Source organism: Streptomyces sp. NBC_00237, from assembly GCF_026342435.1.
Lineage (GTDB): Bacteria > Actinomycetota > Actinomycetes > Streptomycetales > Streptomycetaceae > Streptomyces.
This window is the reverse complement of record NZ_JAPEMT010000002.1, coordinates 1,214,542-1,230,932: the sequence shown is the minus strand read 5'-3', so window position 1 is coordinate 1,230,932 and position 16,391 is coordinate 1,214,542. Positions and strand designations below refer to the sequence as shown.

General features: G+C 70.8%; 16 protein-coding genes. 13 read left to right on the top strand and 3 right to left on the bottom strand.

Annotated features, from left to right (window positions below; genetic code table 11):
* Positions 1–337 precede the first annotated feature (337 nt).
* Together OG897_RS19550 and OG897_RS19545 are read left to right on the top strand one after the other, a co-directional pair.
* Positions 338–634: a DUF4193 domain-containing protein gene (locus tag OG897_RS19550; protein WP_185026814.1), complete on the top strand. Its 297-nt coding sequence runs from the start codon at positions 338–340 to the stop codon at positions 632–634.
* A 13-nt stretch (positions 635–647) separates the two neighbouring features.
* A complete protein-coding gene (locus OG897_RS19545) occupies positions 648–1,682 on the top strand; it encodes a hypothetical protein (protein WP_266658480.1) in 1,035 nt (344 codons plus the stop codon).
* A 22-nt stretch (positions 1,683–1,704) separates the two neighbouring features.
* On the opposite strand, the gene OG897_RS19540 is transcribed toward OG897_RS19545, so the two are convergent.
* Positions 1,705–2,166, bottom strand: coding sequence for a DUF3093 domain-containing protein (locus OG897_RS19540; RefSeq protein WP_266658479.1), 462 nt, complete (start codon positions 2,164–2,166; stop codon positions 1,705–1,707).
* 58 nt (positions 2,167–2,224) lie between these two features.
* Between OG897_RS19540 and OG897_RS19535 the strand changes: the two genes are divergently transcribed.
* The 9 genes from OG897_RS19535 to OG897_RS19495 all read left to right on the top strand — a co-directional run bounded on the left by OG897_RS19535 (position 2,225) and on the right by OG897_RS19495 (position 10,897).
* The gene (locus OG897_RS19535; protein WP_266658478.1) at positions 2,225–2,803 is read left to right on the top strand and encodes a PaaI family thioesterase; all 579 of its coding nucleotides are present in this window, start codon (positions 2,225–2,227) and stop codon (positions 2,801–2,803) included.
* Positions 2,800–3,363, top strand: a complete 564-nt coding sequence (gene dut / locus OG897_RS19530) for a dUTP diphosphatase (protein WP_266658477.1) — start codon at positions 2,800–2,802, stop codon at positions 3,361–3,363. The genes OG897_RS19535 and dut overlap by 4 nt, the downstream gene beginning before the upstream one ends.
* A 1-nt stretch (position 3,364) precedes the next feature.
* Positions 3,365–4,114: a DUF3710 domain-containing protein gene (locus OG897_RS19525; protein WP_266658476.1), complete on the top strand. Its 750-nt coding sequence runs from the start codon at positions 3,365–3,367 to the stop codon at positions 4,112–4,114.
* Between the two features lie 250 nt (positions 4,115–4,364).
* Positions 4,365–5,255, top strand: a complete 891-nt coding sequence (locus OG897_RS19520; RefSeq protein ID WP_266658475.1) for a hypothetical protein — start codon at positions 4,365–4,367, stop codon at positions 5,253–5,255.
* A 76-nt stretch (positions 5,256–5,331) separates the two neighbouring features.
* Positions 5,332–6,102 (top strand): ABC transporter ATP-binding protein, encoded by a 771-nt coding sequence (locus OG897_RS19515; RefSeq protein WP_266658474.1) that lies wholly within the window; start codon positions 5,332–5,334, stop codon positions 6,100–6,102.
* Positions 6,103–6,287: 185 nt separating this feature from the next.
* Positions 6,288–8,831: a DUF4118 domain-containing protein gene (locus tag OG897_RS19510; RefSeq protein ID WP_266658473.1), complete on the top strand. Its 2,544-nt coding sequence runs from the start codon at positions 6,288–6,290 to the stop codon at positions 8,829–8,831.
* A gap of 50 nt (positions 8,832–8,881) precedes the next feature.
* The gene (locus tag OG897_RS19505) at positions 8,882–9,568 is read left to right on the top strand and encodes a response regulator (protein WP_266658472.1); all 687 of its coding nucleotides are present in this window, start codon (positions 8,882–8,884) and stop codon (positions 9,566–9,568) included.
* A 150-nt stretch (positions 9,569–9,718) separates the two neighbouring features.
* Positions 9,719–10,117 carry an OB-fold nucleic acid binding domain-containing protein gene (locus OG897_RS19500; protein ID WP_189823158.1) on the top strand — a complete coding sequence of 133 codons (399 nt, stop codon included), beginning with the start codon at positions 9,719–9,721 and terminating at the stop codon, positions 10,115–10,117.
* Positions 10,118–10,120: 3 nt separating this feature from the next.
* A complete protein-coding gene (locus OG897_RS19495; RefSeq protein WP_266658471.1) occupies positions 10,121–10,897 on the top strand; it encodes a DUF3159 domain-containing protein in 777 nt (258 codons plus the stop codon).
* Between the two features lie 76 nt (positions 10,898–10,973).
* Here the strand turns inward: OG897_RS19495 and OG897_RS19490 are convergent, their stop codons facing one another.
* Together OG897_RS19490 and OG897_RS19485 are read right to left on the bottom strand one after the other, a co-directional pair.
* Complete coding sequence (locus tag OG897_RS19490; RefSeq protein WP_266658470.1) at positions 10,974–11,666, bottom strand: TrkA family potassium uptake protein; 693 nt, start codon at positions 11,664–11,666, stop codon at positions 10,974–10,976.
* The gene (locus tag OG897_RS19485) at positions 11,666–12,331 is read right to left on the bottom strand and encodes a TrkA family potassium uptake protein (protein WP_266658469.1); all 666 of its coding nucleotides are present in this window, start codon (positions 12,329–12,331) and stop codon (positions 11,666–11,668) included. The genes OG897_RS19490 and OG897_RS19485 overlap by 1 nt, the downstream gene beginning before the upstream one ends.
* 251 nt (positions 12,332–12,582) lie before the next feature.
* On the opposite strand from OG897_RS19485, the gene OG897_RS19480 reads away from it, so the two are divergent.
* Positions 12,583–14,637, top strand: coding sequence for an APC family permease (locus tag OG897_RS19480; protein WP_266658468.1), 2,055 nt, complete (start codon positions 12,583–12,585; stop codon positions 14,635–14,637).
* Between the two features lie 143 nt (positions 14,638–14,780).
* Entirely contained in the window at positions 14,781–16,145 is a 1,365-nt protein-coding gene (locus OG897_RS19475; protein WP_266658467.1) for a class I SAM-dependent RNA methyltransferase, read from the top strand.
* Positions 16,146–16,391 lie beyond the last annotated feature (246 nt).

Sequence of the window (16,391 nt, the reverse complement as noted above, 5' to 3'; positions counted from 1 at the left end):
AACCCGACAGTTCCGTGTGTGATCGATCACAGGTCGCATTTTCCGGTCACCTACTCTCCGTGATCACCAACCCTTCCGAAACCTGGTAAAAGTCCGGGTTTCCCGGGGGTGAGATCACGGGAAGTACACGGGTTGGTGCCCGGGCGGTGCGACATTCGGACCGTGTACGGTCCCGATCGCCATCCCAGACGATCACTCCACGGAGTGCGGCTGAGGTGTCGATTGAGTAACAGACCTTGATGTGAGGCAAAATCTCCGCCTCAGGTCGGGCACAAGTCCGGCCTCTCACGCGTTACTGCGCTGGAGACACCGCAACCACCCAGAGGGGGAGAGCGACATGGCAACGGATTACGACACCCCACGTAAGACCGATGACGACCTCAACGAGGACAGCATCGAAGAACTCAAGGCACGGCGGAACGACAAGTCGAACACGACCGTCGACGTCGATGAGTTCGAGCAGGCTGAAGGGCTGGAGCTGCCCGGAGCGGACCTTTCCAATGAGGAACTGTCCGTTCGCGTGCTGCCCCGTCAGGCCGACGAGTTCACCTGCATGAGCTGCTTCCTGGTCCACCACCGCAGCCAGCTGGCCCGCGAGAAGAACGGCCAGCCGATCTGCCGCGACTGCGACTAGGACGGGGTCGGCCGTGACTGGCGCGACACCGTTCAGGAAGCGGCCTTTCCGGCGCAAGAAGGCGTCGGAGGCACAAGAGGTACAACCGGGCGGGAACGGCCCGACGGACGCCACTGAGGCGTCCGCCGAGTCCTCCGCCCTCGTGCCGTCCACCCACGGGGACTCTTCCGAGGCGGACGGCACACCCGGAGAAGCCGCCGGCGTACAGAGCGGCGAGCAGGGCCTCGCGGTCCCGCCCGCCGGTTCGAAGGGGTCCGTGACCGGGACCCGGCGCTTGGCGGCTCTCACCAAGGGCGTCCCCGCCCTCAAGAAGGGCGTCCCCGCGCTGAAGAACGGCGTGCCCGCCCTCAGACAAGGCGTCCGCAAGGGCGGCGAAGGCGCGAAGGCGGCCCTCGCCCACCTCACGGACCGCGTCATCGAGAACGCCCCGCGCGTGCCCGTACGCGACCTCGCGACCCTGCGCAGGCAGTTCCCCGGGCTCACCCCCGAGCAGCTCGCCGACAAGCTCGTCGCGGGCGCCGCCAACGGCACCTCCACCGTGGGCGCGGGCATCGGCGCGGCCGCCATGATGCCCGTACCGCCCGCCATGCCCGCCGAACTGGCCGCCGAGATCACCGGCGTCGCCGCGATCGAGCTCAAGCTCATCGCGGAACTCCACGAGGTCTACGGCATGCGTCCGCCCGGCAACCTCAAGCAGCGCACCTTCGCCTACCTGGGCTCCTGGGCCGAGGAGCGCGGCGTCGACCTCACCAAGCCCACCACGCTGAACGCGGCGCTCGGCGGGCAGATGAAGCGCGAGCTGCGCCAGCAGATCATGAAGCGCATGATGCGCAGCCTGCCGAACCTGATGCCGTTCATGGTCGGGGCGGCCGTCGGCGCCGTCATGAACCGCCGCGACACCAAGAAGCTCGCCGAGCACATCCGCAGGGACCTGCGCACGCGACAGGTCCCGTGGGACGCGCTGCCGGAGCTGCCCCCGCTGGACCACGCGCGCGAGCTCAAGGAGCTCGAAGCGGGCCGCAAGGAGCGCGACGAACCGGAGGGCTAGGAAGGGGTCGGGCCCGGAGGGGCTAGGGGAGGGGCTGGTCCGTCGCCCGTGCCGCCGCCAGGACGTCCGCGAGGGCCTGCGGGTGGCGGGTGGAGAGGTAGGCGTACGGGGTCGGGTCGTCCGGGTCCGTCACCGGGATCCGCACCGCCGTCGGGATGTAGCTGCGCAGCAGCATGAAGGCGCGCAGGTCCGCCTTGTGGGTGCGCCAGGCGCGCGCCTCCTCGGCGTCCAGCACCTCGACGTCGCCCAGTGCGGACACCGGGATCCGGGCGTCGCCCGCCACCAGCGAGCCCGCCACCACCCTGATCCGCACCGACCCGTAACTGCTGACCAGCGCACCCGACAGCAGGATGCCGACGATCACCGCACCCAGCATCGGCAGCGGGCCGACCGGCAGCAGCATCAAGCCGCACGCGATGCCCACCCCCACGGTGATGAACCACCAGGAGCGGGGCGCGGTCAGGCGTTCTTCGTAGGACTGCATACCGCTTAGCTTGGCACGGCGCGACCTGCCCATCCGTACGCGGGTAAGGTCTGCGGCTGTGAGTACTCTGACGCCCCCCGCCGACGCCATAGCCCCGGTGCGGCACCCCGAAGCCCCCGCCCCGGGCGAGCTGCTCGGCGCGCACTACGAGCACTGTTTCGGGTGCGGCGACGGGCAGCCGCACGGGCTGCACCTCCAGGCGCGGGCGGGCGATGGGCCCGGCGTGCGGGTGACGGCGGAGTTCACCGTCAAGCCCGCCCACCAGGGAGCCCCCGGCCTCGCGCACGGCGGCGTACTGGCGACGGCGCTCGACGAGACGCTCGGATCGTTGAACTGGCTGCTGCGGGTCATCGCGGTGACGGGGCGGCTGGAGACCGATTTCGCCCGTCCGGTACCCGTCGGCACCGTGCTGCACCTCGACGCCGAGGTGACCGCCGTGCACGGCCGCAAGATCTACTCCACGGCGACCGGACGGATCGGCGGCCCGGACGGGCCCGTCGCGGTCCGCGCGGACGCCCTCTTCATTGAAGTCAAGGTCGACCACTTCATCGACAACGGCCGCCCGGAGGAGATCCAGGCGGCCATGGCCGACCCCGATCAGGTCAGGCGCACCCGCGCCTTCGAGGTGAACCCATGAGCCGTAACCCCGTCGACGTACTGATTCGCCGGGTGGACCCGGACGTACCGCTTCCGTCGTACGGACACCCCGGCGACGCCGGGGCCGACCTGGTGACCACCGAAGCCTGCGAGCTGGCCCCCGGCGAGCGGGCCGTGCTGCCCACCGGCGTCTCCATCGCGCTGCCCGACGGGTACGCCGCGTTCGTGCACCCCCGGTCCGGCCTGGCGGCCCGCTGCGGTCTGGCGCTCGTGAATGCCCCGGGGACGGTGGACGCCGGGTACCGTGGGGAGATCAAGGTGATCGTGGTCAATCTGGACCCGCGCGAGAGCGTGCGGTTCGAGCGTTTCGACCGGATTGCCCAACTGGTCGTCCAGCAGGTCGAGAAGGTGCGCTTCCACGAGGTCGCGGAACTTCCCGGTTCGGCGCGGGCCGAGGGGGGCTTCGGTTCCACCGGCGGTCACGCCGCGGTGGGCGGCCCGGCGGGCGGTCCTGTGGATGACGTTGACGCGCGTGACGCGAGTACTTCAAGGGGCAGGAACTCCTACGCTTCGGTCGTTGCCGACCGGGAAGGACAGTGACGTGTTCGGACGTCGCAAGAAGAGCGAATCCGCCGAGGACGAGGCGGGCGTGACCGAGCAGGTCGCCGAAGAGGCCGGGGACGGCGCGTCGCAGCGGGTCAACCTGCCGCCTGCGCCCCGCCCCGACGGTCCCTGGGACGTCTCCGAGGTCTCCGCTCCGGCCGAGGGCCGCGTCGACCTGGGCGGCATCTTCGTGCCCGGGGTCGAGGGCATGGAGCTGCGCGTGGAGGTCGCGGGCGACGCGATCGTGGCCGCGACGGTCGTACTGCGCGACAGCGCGGTGCAGTTGCAGGCTTTCGCGGCGCCCAAGAAGGAGGGCATCTGGGGCGAGGTCCGCGAGGAGATCGCCACCGGCATCACCTCCCAGGGCGGCGTCATCGACGAGGTCGAGGGCCCGCTCGGCTGGGAGCTGCGCGCCCAGGTCCCCGTACAGCTGCCGGACGGCAACAGCGGGGTGCAGCTGGTGCGTTTCGTCGGCGTCGACGGCCCCCGCTGGTTCCTGCGCGGAGTGATCTCCGGGCAGGGCGCGGTGCAGCCCGAGGCCGCGGGCGTGCTGGAGCAGATCTTCCTGGACACCGTGGTCGTCCGGGGCGAGGGGCCGATGGCGCCGCGCGACCCGATCGTCCTGAAGCTTCCCGAGGACGCGCAGATGGTCGCCGAGGGCGTCCAGCAGGAGGAGCAGGCCGAGTCCCGCTTCTCCGGCGGCATGGGGCAGTTGCAGCGCGGCCCGGAGATCACCGAGGTCCGCTGAGGCGGCGTTTCTTTCGTACGGCCTGCTCGTACGGACCGGTGGCCCGCATTCCCGCGAGGGGTGCGGGCCACCGGCCTTTTCGCGGCGAACTCCCTTGCGGACGGCGACTGTTGGGGCCCGCAGGGTCATTGTGGTGCGCGTCGGGCCTTCCTTACTGTGCCGTGCATACGGGGGAGGAACGTATCTGTGTGCGCATGGTGGTGCCCCTGGTGCCCCTGGTGCCCCTGGTGCGGGTGGGGCGGAGGCCCGAGTGACTGAGTCCGTCGTCGGCCGGGCCGCCGAAGACGGCCGTGGGAGCGCTCCCGGGGCTTCGGGCGAAGGACCCTTCCGGGGGCGGCGCACGAGGACGCCCGTCCTGGTGCGCTGGGGGAGGCACCACGCGCTGGTGCTCTGCGCGGCGGCGCTCGCGGTGCTGCTCGCCGCGACCGTGCTCGCGGCGCTGGCCGCCCTCGCCGAACGCGCCGTCGAGAGCGGCATCCAGCGCCGCCTCGCCGCCGACCAGGCGGCGGCGCTCGGCGTCCTGGGGGAGCACACCACGGCGCGCGGGGCCGCCGCCGACGCGGACTACGCGCGCAGGGACACAGCGGTACGGGCCGCCGTCGGGCGGACCTTCGACGGCGTCGCGCACCGGACCTGGGCCGTGCTGCGGTCCCCCTCCGCGTTCGCCACGGAGTTCGGGGTGGTCGACAGGAGCGGCCGGGAACGGGACGACCTCACGGTCGCGGTGGCCTCGGTGGAGGGGGTCGGCCCGGACGGCGGGCAGACGGGCGGGGGCGCCGCCAGTGGCGAGGAGGTCTTCGCCGCGCTGCGCCGCGCCAACGAGGAACTCGGCATGACCGTCCTGGTGGTCACGCACGACCCCCTCGTCTCCGACCAGGTCCGGCGCACCGTACGGATCAGGGACGGCAGGACCGCCACCGAGACGCTGCGGGCCGAAGGGGCCTCGGACGGCGAGGAGTTCGCCGTACTGGACCGGGTCGGGCGGCTCCAGCTGCCGCGCGAGCACATCGAGCGGTACGGGCTGCGGGGCCGGGTACGGCTGACGCCCGAGGCGGACCACGTCGGGGTGTGGGCGGACGGGGCGCGCCCCTCGGGTGGCAGTTCCCGTTGCGGCAATCCCCCTGGTGAGCGCGGGAATTGAGCGGTGCCGACGGGATTGTCGGACCCATGGGCAACAATGGGCGCACGGACAGCAGTACGAACCGGGGGAGTGGGTCATGACCGACAGCACAGAGACGACGACCGGCACGGGCACGGGTGCGGCGGGCGCGGGTACGGCGCTGAAGGACAGCCCCATGGTCCGCGTCGAGGACCTGCACCGGTCCTTCGGCACCGGAGCCGCCGCCGTGCACGCCCTGCGCGGCGTCTCCTTCGACATACCGCGCGGTGAACTGGTCGCCCTCAAGGGCCGGTCGGGCTCCGGCAAGACCACCCTGCTCAACCTCGTCGGCGGCCTCGACACGGCGGACGGCGGCAGCATCGTCGTCGACGGCACCGACATGGGCTCCCTCGGCGAGAGCGGCCTGCTGGAGATGCGCCGCGACCGCATCGGCTTCGTCTTCCAGTCCTTCGGCCTGATCCCCATCCTCAGCGCCGCCGAGAACGTCGGGGTGCCGCTGCGGCTGCGCAAGACCGACCCCAAGGAGCGCGAGGAGCGGGTCGCCCTGCTGCTCTCCCTGGTCGGGCTCGCCGACCACGCCACCCAGCGCCCCGGCGAGCTCTCCGGCGGCCAGCAGCAGCGCGTCGCCATCGCCCGCGCGCTCGCCAACCGGCCCGCCCTGCTGATCGCCGACGAGCCCACCGGGCAGCTCGACGCGGAGACGGGGCTCGCGGTCATGGAACTGCTGCGCGCGGTGGTCCGCAGCGAGAACGTGACGGCGCTGGTCGCCACGCACGACCCCCAGCTGCTGGGGTTGGCGGATCGGGTGCTGGAGCTTCGCGACGGGCGGATAGTGGAGTCCGGAACATCCAGCCCCTCCGGCGTTTGAGGAGCGGGGGTCCGGAGGCGGCGCCCCCGGCAGTGACCTCAGCCGAAGTCATCAGAATCGCGTCAAGGCACCCCCTCCTGCCTGCGCTCTGTCCGAAACGCCCCCTTCGCTGGCCGTAAGGTCGTCAGCAGCGCACGAAGCTGCTGCCAGCAGCGCCACCGCTGCTTTCGAAAGACAATGGGGCCATGGGACGCGGGACACTCCGGATCTACCTCGGCGCGGCACCGGGCGTCGGCAAGACGTACGCCATGCTGTCCGAGGCCCACCGCAGGGTGGAGCGCGGAACCGACTGCGTGGTCGCCTTCGTCGAGCACCACGGCCGCCCGCGCACCGAGGTGATGCTGCACGGCCTCGAAGAGGTGCCCCGGCGCACCCTCGAATACCGGGGCACCACCTTCACCGAGATGGACGTCGACGCCGTCCTGGAGCGCCGCCCCGCCGTCGCGCTCGTCGACGAACTGCCCCACACCAACGTTCCCGGCTCCCGCCACGCCAAGCGCTGGCAGGACGTCGAAGCCCTCCTCCAGGCGGGCATCGACGTCATATCCACGGTCAACATCCAGCACCTGGAGTCGCTGGGCGACGTCGTCGAGTCGATAACCGGCGTGCGCCAGCGCGAGACCGTCCCCGACGAGGTGGTCCGCCGCGCCGACCAGATCGAACTGGTCGACATGTCGCCCCAGGCGCTCCGCCGCCGCATGGCGCACGGCAACATCTACCAGCCCGACAAGATCGACGCCTCGCTCTCCAACTACTTCCGCCCCGGCAACCTCACCGCCCTGCGCGAGCTGGCCCTCCTCTGGGTCGCCGACCGGGTCGACGAGTACCTCCAGCAGTACCGGGGCGAGCACAACATCCGCTCCACCTGGCAGGCCCGCGAGCGCATCGTCGTCGGCCTCACCGGCGGCCCCGAGGGCCGCACCCTCATACGCCGCGCCTCCCGGATGGCCGCCAAGGGCTCCGGCAGCGAGATCCTCGCCGTGTACGTCGCCCGCAGCGACGGCCTCACCGCCGCCTCCCCGAAGGAACTGGCCGTCCAGCGCACCCTCGTCGAGGACCTGGGCGGCAGCTTCCACCACGTCATAGGCGACGACGCACCCAGTTCGCTGCTGGAGTTCTCCCGGGGCGTCAACGCCACCCAGATCGTGCTGGGCTCCAGCCGCCGCAAGACCTGGCAGTACATCCTGGGCCCCGGCGTCGGCCAGACCGTCGCCCGCGACTCGGGCCCCGACCTCGACGTCCACATCGTCACCCACGAGGAGGTCGCCAAGGGGCGCGGCCTGCCCGTGGCCCGGGGCGCCCGGCTCGGCGGCACCCGCATCCTCGCGGGCTGGCTGGTCGGCGTCATGGGCCCGATCCTGATGACGTTCCTGCTCACCAGCATCAGCAACGCCCCCGGCCTCGCCAACGACGTCCTGCTCTACCTCTTCCTCACCGTCGTCGCCGCCCTCCTCGGCGGCCTGCTGCCCGCCCTCGCCGCAGCCGCCGCCGGGTCCCTCCTCCTGAACTACTTCTTCACCCCGCCCACCCGCACCCTCACCATCGACGACCCCAAGAACATCGTCGCCATCGTCATCTTCTTCGCGGTCGGCGTCTCGGTGGCCTCCGTCGTCGACCTGGCCGCCCGCCGCACCCACCAGGCCGCCCGGCTGCGCGCCGAGTCGGAGATACTCTCCTTCCTCGCGGGCAGTGTCCTGCGCGGCGAGACCACCCTCGACGCCCTCCTCGAACGGGTCCGCGAGACCTTCGCCATGGAGTCCGTCGCCCTGCTGGAGCGCGAGAGCGACGTCGAACCGTGGACCTGCGCGGGCAGCGTCGGCCCCAGGCCCGCCGAACGCCCCGAGGACGCCGACGTCGACATGCCCGTCGGCGACCACATGGCGCTCGCCCTCTCCGGCCGCGTCCTGCCCGCCGAGGACCGCCGGGTGCTCGCCGCGTTCGCCGCCCAGGCCGCCGTCGTCCTGGACCGCCAGCGCCTGGTCGGCGAGGCCGAGGACGCCCGCCGCCTCGCCGAGGGCAACCGCATACGCACCGCCCTCCTCGCCGCCGTCAGCCACGACCTCCGTACGCCGCTGGCCTCCATCAAGGCCGCCGTCACCTCCCTGCGCAGCGACGACGTGTCCTGGTCCGAGGCGGACGAGGCGGAACTCCTCGAAGGCATCGAGGAGGGCGCCGACCGCCTCGACCACCTCGTCGGCAACCTCCTCGACATGTCCCGCCTCCAGACCGGCACCGTCACCCCGCTGATCCGCGTCACCGACCTCGACGAGGTCATCCCCATGGCGCTCGTCGGCGTCCCCGACGACAGCGTCCAGCTCGACATCCCCGAAACCCTGCCGATGGTCGCCGTCGACCGCGGCCTCCTGGAGCGGGCCGCCGCGAACATCGTCGAGAACGCCGTCAAGTACAGCCCGCCCGGCATCCCCGTCCTCGTCGCGGCCAGCGCCCTCGACGACCGCGTCGAGGTCCGCGTCACCGACCGGGGCCCCGGCGTCCCCGACGACAGCAAGGGCCGCATCTTCGAACCCTTCCAGCGGTACGGAGACGCCCCGCGCGGCGCCGGAGTGGGCCTGGGCCTCGCGGTCGCCCGGGGCTTCGTCGAGGCCATGGGCGGCACGCTCACCGCCGAGGACACCCCCGGCGGCGGCATGACCATGGTGCTCACCCTCAAGGTGGCGCCCGGCCAGGCCCCGGTCCTGCCCGACTTCCCGGCGCAGGCCCTCTCATGACCGTACGCACGACCCCTTCGAACGTCCCGACAGCAGTGAGGAAGACCCCCATGACCCGGGTGCTCGTGGTCGACGACGAGCCGCAGATCGTCCGTGCGCTCGTGATCAACCTGAAGGCGCGCAAGTACGAGGTCGACGCGGCCCCCGACGGGGCCACCGCGCTCCAGCTCGCCGCCGCCCGCCACCCCGACGTGGTGGTGCTCGACCTCGGTCTGCCCGACATGGACGGCGTGGACGTCATCAAGGGCCTGCGCGGCTGGACCCGCGTACCGATCCTCGTCCTCTCCGCCCGGCACACCTCCGACGAGAAGGTCGAGGCCCTCGACGCGGGCGCCGACGACTACGTCACCAAGCCCTTCGGCATGGACGAACTCCTGGCCCGCCTGCGCGCGGCCGTCCGCAGGGCGGAGCCCGTCGGCACCGCCGAGGAGGGCGACGTACTCATCGAGACCGAGGGCTTCGCCGTCGACCTCGCCGCGAAGAAGGTGCACCGCGAGGGCCGCGACGTACGCCTCACGCCGACCGAGTGGCACCTCCTGGAGGTGCTCGTGCGCAACACCGGCCGCCTGGTCAGCCAGAAGCAGCTCCTCCAGGAGGTCTGGGGCCCCTCCTACGGCACCGAGACGAACTACCTGCGGGTCTACATGGCCCAGCTCCGCCGCAAGCTGGAGACGGACCCGGCACATCCGCGCCACTTCATCACCGAGCCGGGGATGGGGTACCGCTTCGAGCGGTAGTGCGGTTCGAGCGGTAGTCCGGACCCGGCCGCGCGGGGCCGGGTCACGTACGCCGGGTCCGGGTGCAGAGAAAGATCGTGACTACGGCGAGGGAAAGATCGTGACTACGGCGGGTGACCCCACCCGCCCCGTCCCCGGTACGCTTCCGGTATGAGTGCCGTACCTCGTCCCGAGAAGCCGACCGGGCGGTTCCGCCGGATGCTCGACCGACTGTCCAGCTCCCAGGAGGACCTGCACTGTACGGAGCTCCAGGAGGACACCCACGCCGTCGGCTGCACCCCCATATCGGCCTGCGACGACCGCCAGATCGTCAAGGTGACCGGTACGTTGCGCACGGTCACCCTGCGCCCGCGCGCGGGAGTCCCGGCCCTGGAGGCCGAGCTGTTCGACGGCACGGCACCCCTGGACGTCGTCTGGCTGGGCCGCCGCTCCATCGTCGGCATAGAACCGGGCCGCAAGCTCATCGCCTCCGGCCGGATCTCCATGAGCCACGGCCGCAGGGTGCTCTTCAACCCCAAATACGAACTCCGACCGCTCGGACAGGAGTAGCCGGTGACGTCTTTCGACAAGCCGACCACACCCGCACCCCATCACCCCGACGCCGCCGCACAGCCGTACGTCGTCCCCGAGGGCGCGCCCCCGCAGGACCCCGCGGACAAGGCCGTCACCGAGGCAGCCCTCTTCGACGCCTTCGGCGGCGTGCGCGGCATGGTGGAGACGGTGCTGCCGGGCCTGCTGTTCGTGACGCTGTTCACGATCAACAAGAACCTGCACGTCGCGGCCATCGCGGCAGCCGCGGTGTCGCTGCTGCTGGTCGCCGTCCGGCTGGTCCGCAAGGACACCGTGAAGCACGCCTTCAGCGGCGTCTTCGGGGTCGCCTTCGGCATCGCCTTCGCACTGATCACGGGCAACGCCAAGGACTTCATGCTCCCCGGCATGCTCTACACGCTGGGCCTCTCGCTGGCGTACCTGATCTCGGCCGCCGTGGGCTTCCCGCTGATCGGCGTGATGCTGGGCCCGGTCTTCAAGGAGAACCTCTCCTGGCGCACCCGTAACCCCGGCCGCAAGAAGGCGTACACGAAGTCGAGTTACGCCTGGGGCCTGATCCTGCTCACCAAGTGCGCGATCCTCTTCCCGCTGTACTGGTGGGCCGACGTCACCAAGTTCGGCTGGGTGGCCATCGCGCTGAAGATCCCGCCGTTCCTGCTGGCGGTCTGGCTGACCTGGGTCTTCCTGGCGAAGGCTCCCGCGCCCATCGACGTGTTCGCGGAGATGGAAGCTGAGGAGAAGGTCGAGGAGGCCCGCAAGGCCGCCGTCCGCGAGCTGTAGCCGGTGGTACGGACGTGAGAGGGGCCCCGCACCACCACGGTGCGGGGCCCCTCTCACGTACCGGTCACCTACGGGTTCACGTACGGGAAGTGCCCTTCGGCTCTTCCCCCTGCCGCACCGACAGCAGGTCCTCCAACTGCTCCTCGCGCGCCTGAGCGGCCACGAAGAGCAGCTCGTCGCCGGGCTCCAGGGTCTCCTCCGGCGTCGGCGTCAGCACCCGCGTGCCGCGGATGATGGTCACCAGCGAGGTGTCGACCGGCCACTCCACCTCGGAGATCTGCGTGCCCGCGAGCGCCGACTCCGGCGGCAGCGTCAGCTCCACCAGGTTGGCGTCGCCGTGGCTGAAGCGCATCAGCCGTACGAGATCGCCGACGCTCACCGCCTCTTCGACCAGCGCCGACATCAGGCGCGGCGTGGACACGGCCACGTCCACGCCCCAGGACTCGTTGAAGAGCCACTCGTTCTTCGGGTTGTTCACCCGGGCCACCACGCGCGGCACCCCGTACTCGGTCTTCGCGAGCAGGGAGACGACCAGGTTGACCTTGTCGTCGCCGGTCGCCGCGATCACGACGTTGCAGCGCTGGAGCGCCGCCTCGTCCAGCGAGGTGATCTCACAGGCGTCGGCCAGCAGCCACTCCGCCATCGGCACCCGCTCCACCGAGATGGCGGTCGGCGCCTTGTCGATCAGGAGCACCTCGTGCCCGTTCTCCAGCAGCTCGCCCGCGATGGAACGCCCCACCGCACCGGCCCCGGCAATCGCGACCCTCATCAGTGACCTTCCTCGGGGCCCAGCGAACAGGCCGCCTCGACCTTCTCGACCTCGTCCGTGCGCATCATCACGTGCACGAGGTCGCCCTCCTGCAACACCGTCTGGGAAGTCGGCAGAACCGCTTCGCCCAGCCGGGTGAGGAACGCGACACGCACGCCGGTCTCCTCCTGCAACTTGCTGATCTTGTGCCCGATCCAGGACGGCGAGATGTGCACCTCAGCGAGCTGCACGCCCCCGCTCGGATCCCGCCACAGCGGCTCCGCGCCCGAAGGCAGCAGCCGCCGCAGCATCTGGTCGGCGGTCCACCGGACCGTGGCGACCGTCGGGATGCCGAGGCGCTGGTACACCTCCGCCCGGCGCGGGTCGTAGATGCGCGCCGCGACGTTCTCGATGCCGAACATCTCGCGGGCCACCCGGGCCGCGATGATGTTCGAGTTGTCGCCGCTGCTGACGGCGGCGAACGCACCGGCGTCCTCGATGCCCGCCTCGCGGAGGGTGTCCTGGTCGAACCCGACCCCGGTGACCCTGCGGCCACCGAACCCGGAACCCAGACGGCGGAAGGCCGTGGGGTCCTGGTCGATCACTGCGACCGTGTGCCCCTGCTGCTCCAGAGTCTGCGCGAGAGCGGCTCCCACTCGCCCGCAGCCCATGATGACGACGTGCACGTCCGTCCTTCCGGCCGTTAAGAGTCCATCAATTGTTTCGTGTGTTTTTCGTCGGACTCACAAGAGTCGCAGACAGCCGCCCAAGCTACACACGCGCGGTGTGCCACGGGCACCCCCGGTCCATGACTGGTCAGAGACAGGTGGGCCGCGTCACGGCGATGTTCAAGGTTGCGTAAAGCCCCTTTTGAAGATTCCCGGGAGCCCGGCGGGGGCGGTGGGCCACGCCCGTTCGACCGCTTACGATCCTGGACGTGTCCAAACTGACCGACGTGCCCAAACGGATCCTGATCGGCCGGGCCCTGCGCAGCGACAAGCTGGGAGAAACGCTCCTCCCCAAGCGCATCGCACTTCCCGTCTTCGCCTCAGACCCCCTCTCCTCCGTGGCCTACGCGCCCGGAGAAGTCCTGCTCGTGCTCTCCATCGCGGGTGTCTCGGCGTACCACTTCAGCCCGTGGATCGCCGTCGCGGTCGTCGTTCTGATGTTCACCGTCGTCGCGTCCTACCGGCAGAACGTCCACGCGTACCCGAGCGGTGGCGGCGACTACGAGGTCGCCAACACCAACCTCGGCCCGAAGGCGGGACTCACCGTCGCCAGCGCCCTGCTGGTCGACTACGTCCTGACCGTCGCCGTGTCGATCTCCTCCGGCATCGAGAACCTGGGCTCGGCCGTCCCGTTCGTCGTCGAGAACAAGGTGCTCTGCGCGGTCGCGGTCATCGTGCTCCTCACGCTGCTCAACCTGCGCGGCATGAAGGAATCCGGCAAGCTCTTCGCGATTCCCACCTACGTCTTCGTCGTGGGCGTCTTCGTCATGCTGGCCTGGGGGGCCTATCGCGCCTTCACCGGCGACGACCTGGCCTCTCCCACCGCCGACCTTGAGATCAAGCCCGAACACCCGGGCCTGGCGGGCTTCGCCCTGGTCTTCCTGCTCCTGCGCGCCTTCTCCTCCGGCTGCGCCGCCCTCACGGGCGTCGAGGCGATCTCCAACGGAGTCCCCGCCTTCCGCAAGCCGAAGTCGAAGAACGCCGCCACGACCCTCGCCCTGATGGGCGGCCTGGCCGTCGTCATGTTCTGCGGCATCATCGCGCTCGCCATGGCGTCGGACGTCCGCATGGCCGAGAACCCCGCCGTCGACCTGATCCGCAACGGCGTCCCCGTCGGCGACTCGTACGTCCAGAACCCGGTGATCTCCCAGGTCGCCGCAGCCGTCTTCGGCGAAGGCACCTTCTTCTTCATCCTCCTGGCCGCCGCCACCGCGCTGGTCCTCTTCCTCGCGGCCAACACGGCGTACAACGGCTTCCCGCTCCTCGGCTCGATCCTCGCCCAGGACCGCTACCTGCCCCGCCAGCTGCACACCCGAGGCGACCGCCTCGCGTTCTCCAACGGCATCGTGCTCCTCGCGGGCGCGGCGATCCTGCTGGTCGTCCTCTACGGCGCGGACTCCACCAAGCTCATCCAGCTCTACATCGTCGGAGTCTTCGTCTCCTTCACCCTGAGCCAGATCGGCATGGTCCGGCACTGGAACCGGCACCTGCGCGCGGAGCGCAGGCCCGCCGAGCGCCGCCGCATGATCCGCTCCCGCGCGATCAACGCCTTCGGCGCGTCCTTCACGGGCCTCGTCCTCGTCGTCGTCCTCGCCACGAAGTTCACCCACGGCGCGTGGGTGGCTCTCCTGGGCATGGTGATCTTCTACGGAACGATGACCGCGATCCGCAAGCACTACGACCGGGTCGCCGAGGAGATCGCCGCCGCCGAAGGCCCCTCCGACGACAGCGTGCGCCCCTCCCGCGTCCACTCCATCGTCCTGGTCTCCAAGGTCCACAAGCCCACGCTCCGCGCCCTCGCCTACGCCAAGCTCATGCGCAGCGACCGCCTCGAAGCCCTGTCCATCAGCGTGGATCCGGCCGAGACGAAGGCCCTGCGCGACGAGTGGGAACGCCGGGGCATCAACGTCCCCCTCAAGATTCTCGACTCCCCGTACCGGGAGATCACCCGCCCGATCATCGAGTACGTGAAGGGCCTGCGCCGCGAGAGCCCGCGCGACGTCGTCTCCGTCTACATCCCGGAGTACGTGGTCGGCCACTGGTACGAACACCTCCTGCACAACCAGTCCGCCCTCCGCCTGAAGGGCCGCCTGCTCTTCACCCCGGGCGTCATGGTCACCTCGGTTCCCTACCAGCTCGAATCGTCCGAAGCGGCCAAGAAGCGCGCCAAGCGCCGCGCGAACTGGAACGCGCCGGGCGCGGTGCGCCGGGGCCCGGTGGACCGCCGCCCCCGGGAGTCCGCCAAGGAATCCACCAAGCGCTGACCGCCTCCTTCTCCTGAGGTTTCCACTGAGGCTTGCCTTGGTCGTGCGGCCGGACGACACCCACGTAGACTGGTGGGCTGTTGTCCGGCCGTTTCTCGTGTCGGCCCCGTCCCACCCCTTTGATCCTCTGGAGCCACCCCACCATGCAGTCCGAATCCAAGGCATCAGAGGGCACCGACGCACCGGCGGCCCCCAAGGTCTCCCTCGTCGGTACGGAGTACGAGGTCGAGGTCGGCCCCGTCGCCCACGGCGGCCACTGCATCGCCCGCACGTCCGAGGGCCAGGTCCTCTTCGTGCGCCACACCCTCCCCGGCGAGCGGATCATCGCCCGCGTCACCGACGGCGACGAGGGCGCCCGCTTCCTCCGCGCCGACGCGGTCACGATCCTGGACCCCTCCAAGGACCGGGTCGAGGCCCCGTGCCCCTTCTCCGGCCCCGGCAAGTGCGGCGGCTGCGACTGGCAGCACGCCAAGCCGGGCGCCCAGCGCCGCCTCAAGGGCGACGTCGTCGCCGAACAGCTCCTGCGCCTCGCGGGCCTCACCCCCGAGGACGCGGGCTGGGACGGTACGGTCATGCCCGCCGAGGGCGACAAGCTCCCGGCCGGCCAGGTCCCGCAGTGGCGCACCCGCGTCCAGTACGCCATCGACTCCGAGGGTGTCGTCGGGCTTCGCAAGCACCGCTCCCACGACGTCCAGCCGGTCGACCACTGCATGATCGCCTCGCCCGGCGTCTCCGAACTCGGCATCGAGAAGCGCACCTGGCCCGACATGGCCTCCGTCGAAGCCATCGCCGCCACCGGCTCCCACGACCGCCAGGTCATCCTCACCCCCACCCCCGGCGGCCGCCTCCCCCTCGTCGAACTCGACAAGCCGGTCTCGGTCCTCCGCGTCCACGAGAAGGACGGCGGAGTCCACAAGGTCCACGGCCGCGCCTTCGTCCGCGAGCGCGCCGACGGCCGCACCTACCGCGTCGGCATGGGCGGCTTCTGGCAGATCCACCCCCAGGCCGCCGACACCCTGATGCGCGCCGTCATGCAGGGCCTCATGCCCCGCAAGGGCGAGACCGCCCTCGACCTCTACTGCGGCGTCGGCCTCTTCGCGGGCTCGATCGCCGAACGCGTCGGCGACCAGGGCGCGGTCCTGGGCATCGAGTCCGGCAAGCGCTCCGTCGAGGACGCCCGCCACAACCTCTCCTCCATGCCCAACGTCCGCATCGAACAGGGCAAGGTCGAAGCGGTCCTCCCGCGTACGGGCATCACCGAAACCGACCTGATCGTCCTGGACCCGCCCCGCGCGGGCGCGGGCAAGCAGACGGTCAAGCACCTCTCCACCCTGGGCGCCCGCCGCATCGCCTACGTCGCCTGCGACCCGGCGGCCCTGGCCCGCGACCTGGCGTACTTCAAGGACGGCGGCTACAAGGTCCGCACCCTGCGCGTCTTCGACCTGTTCCCGATGACGCACCACGTGGAGTGCGTGGCGATCCTGGAGCCGGTGAAGAAGGACGACTGACCTGGGGTTTCGCGAGTGCGTATGGCATAGCAGGTGCTCAGTAGGTGGGGCCGTGGGAGCGTGGGGGCTCCAGTGGCCGAGGGAGAGTTTCAGGTCGTCTGCGCGTCCACGGTGGCCCAGGCCCACGGGAACTGTGACGAGCGACCTCAAGGCAGTACGCCGATCACAGCCGTCGTGATCACCGTGCATCCACCGGCTGCCCCACCGCACTCACCCGCGGGTCACCGCTGGCCGCTGGAGGCAGGT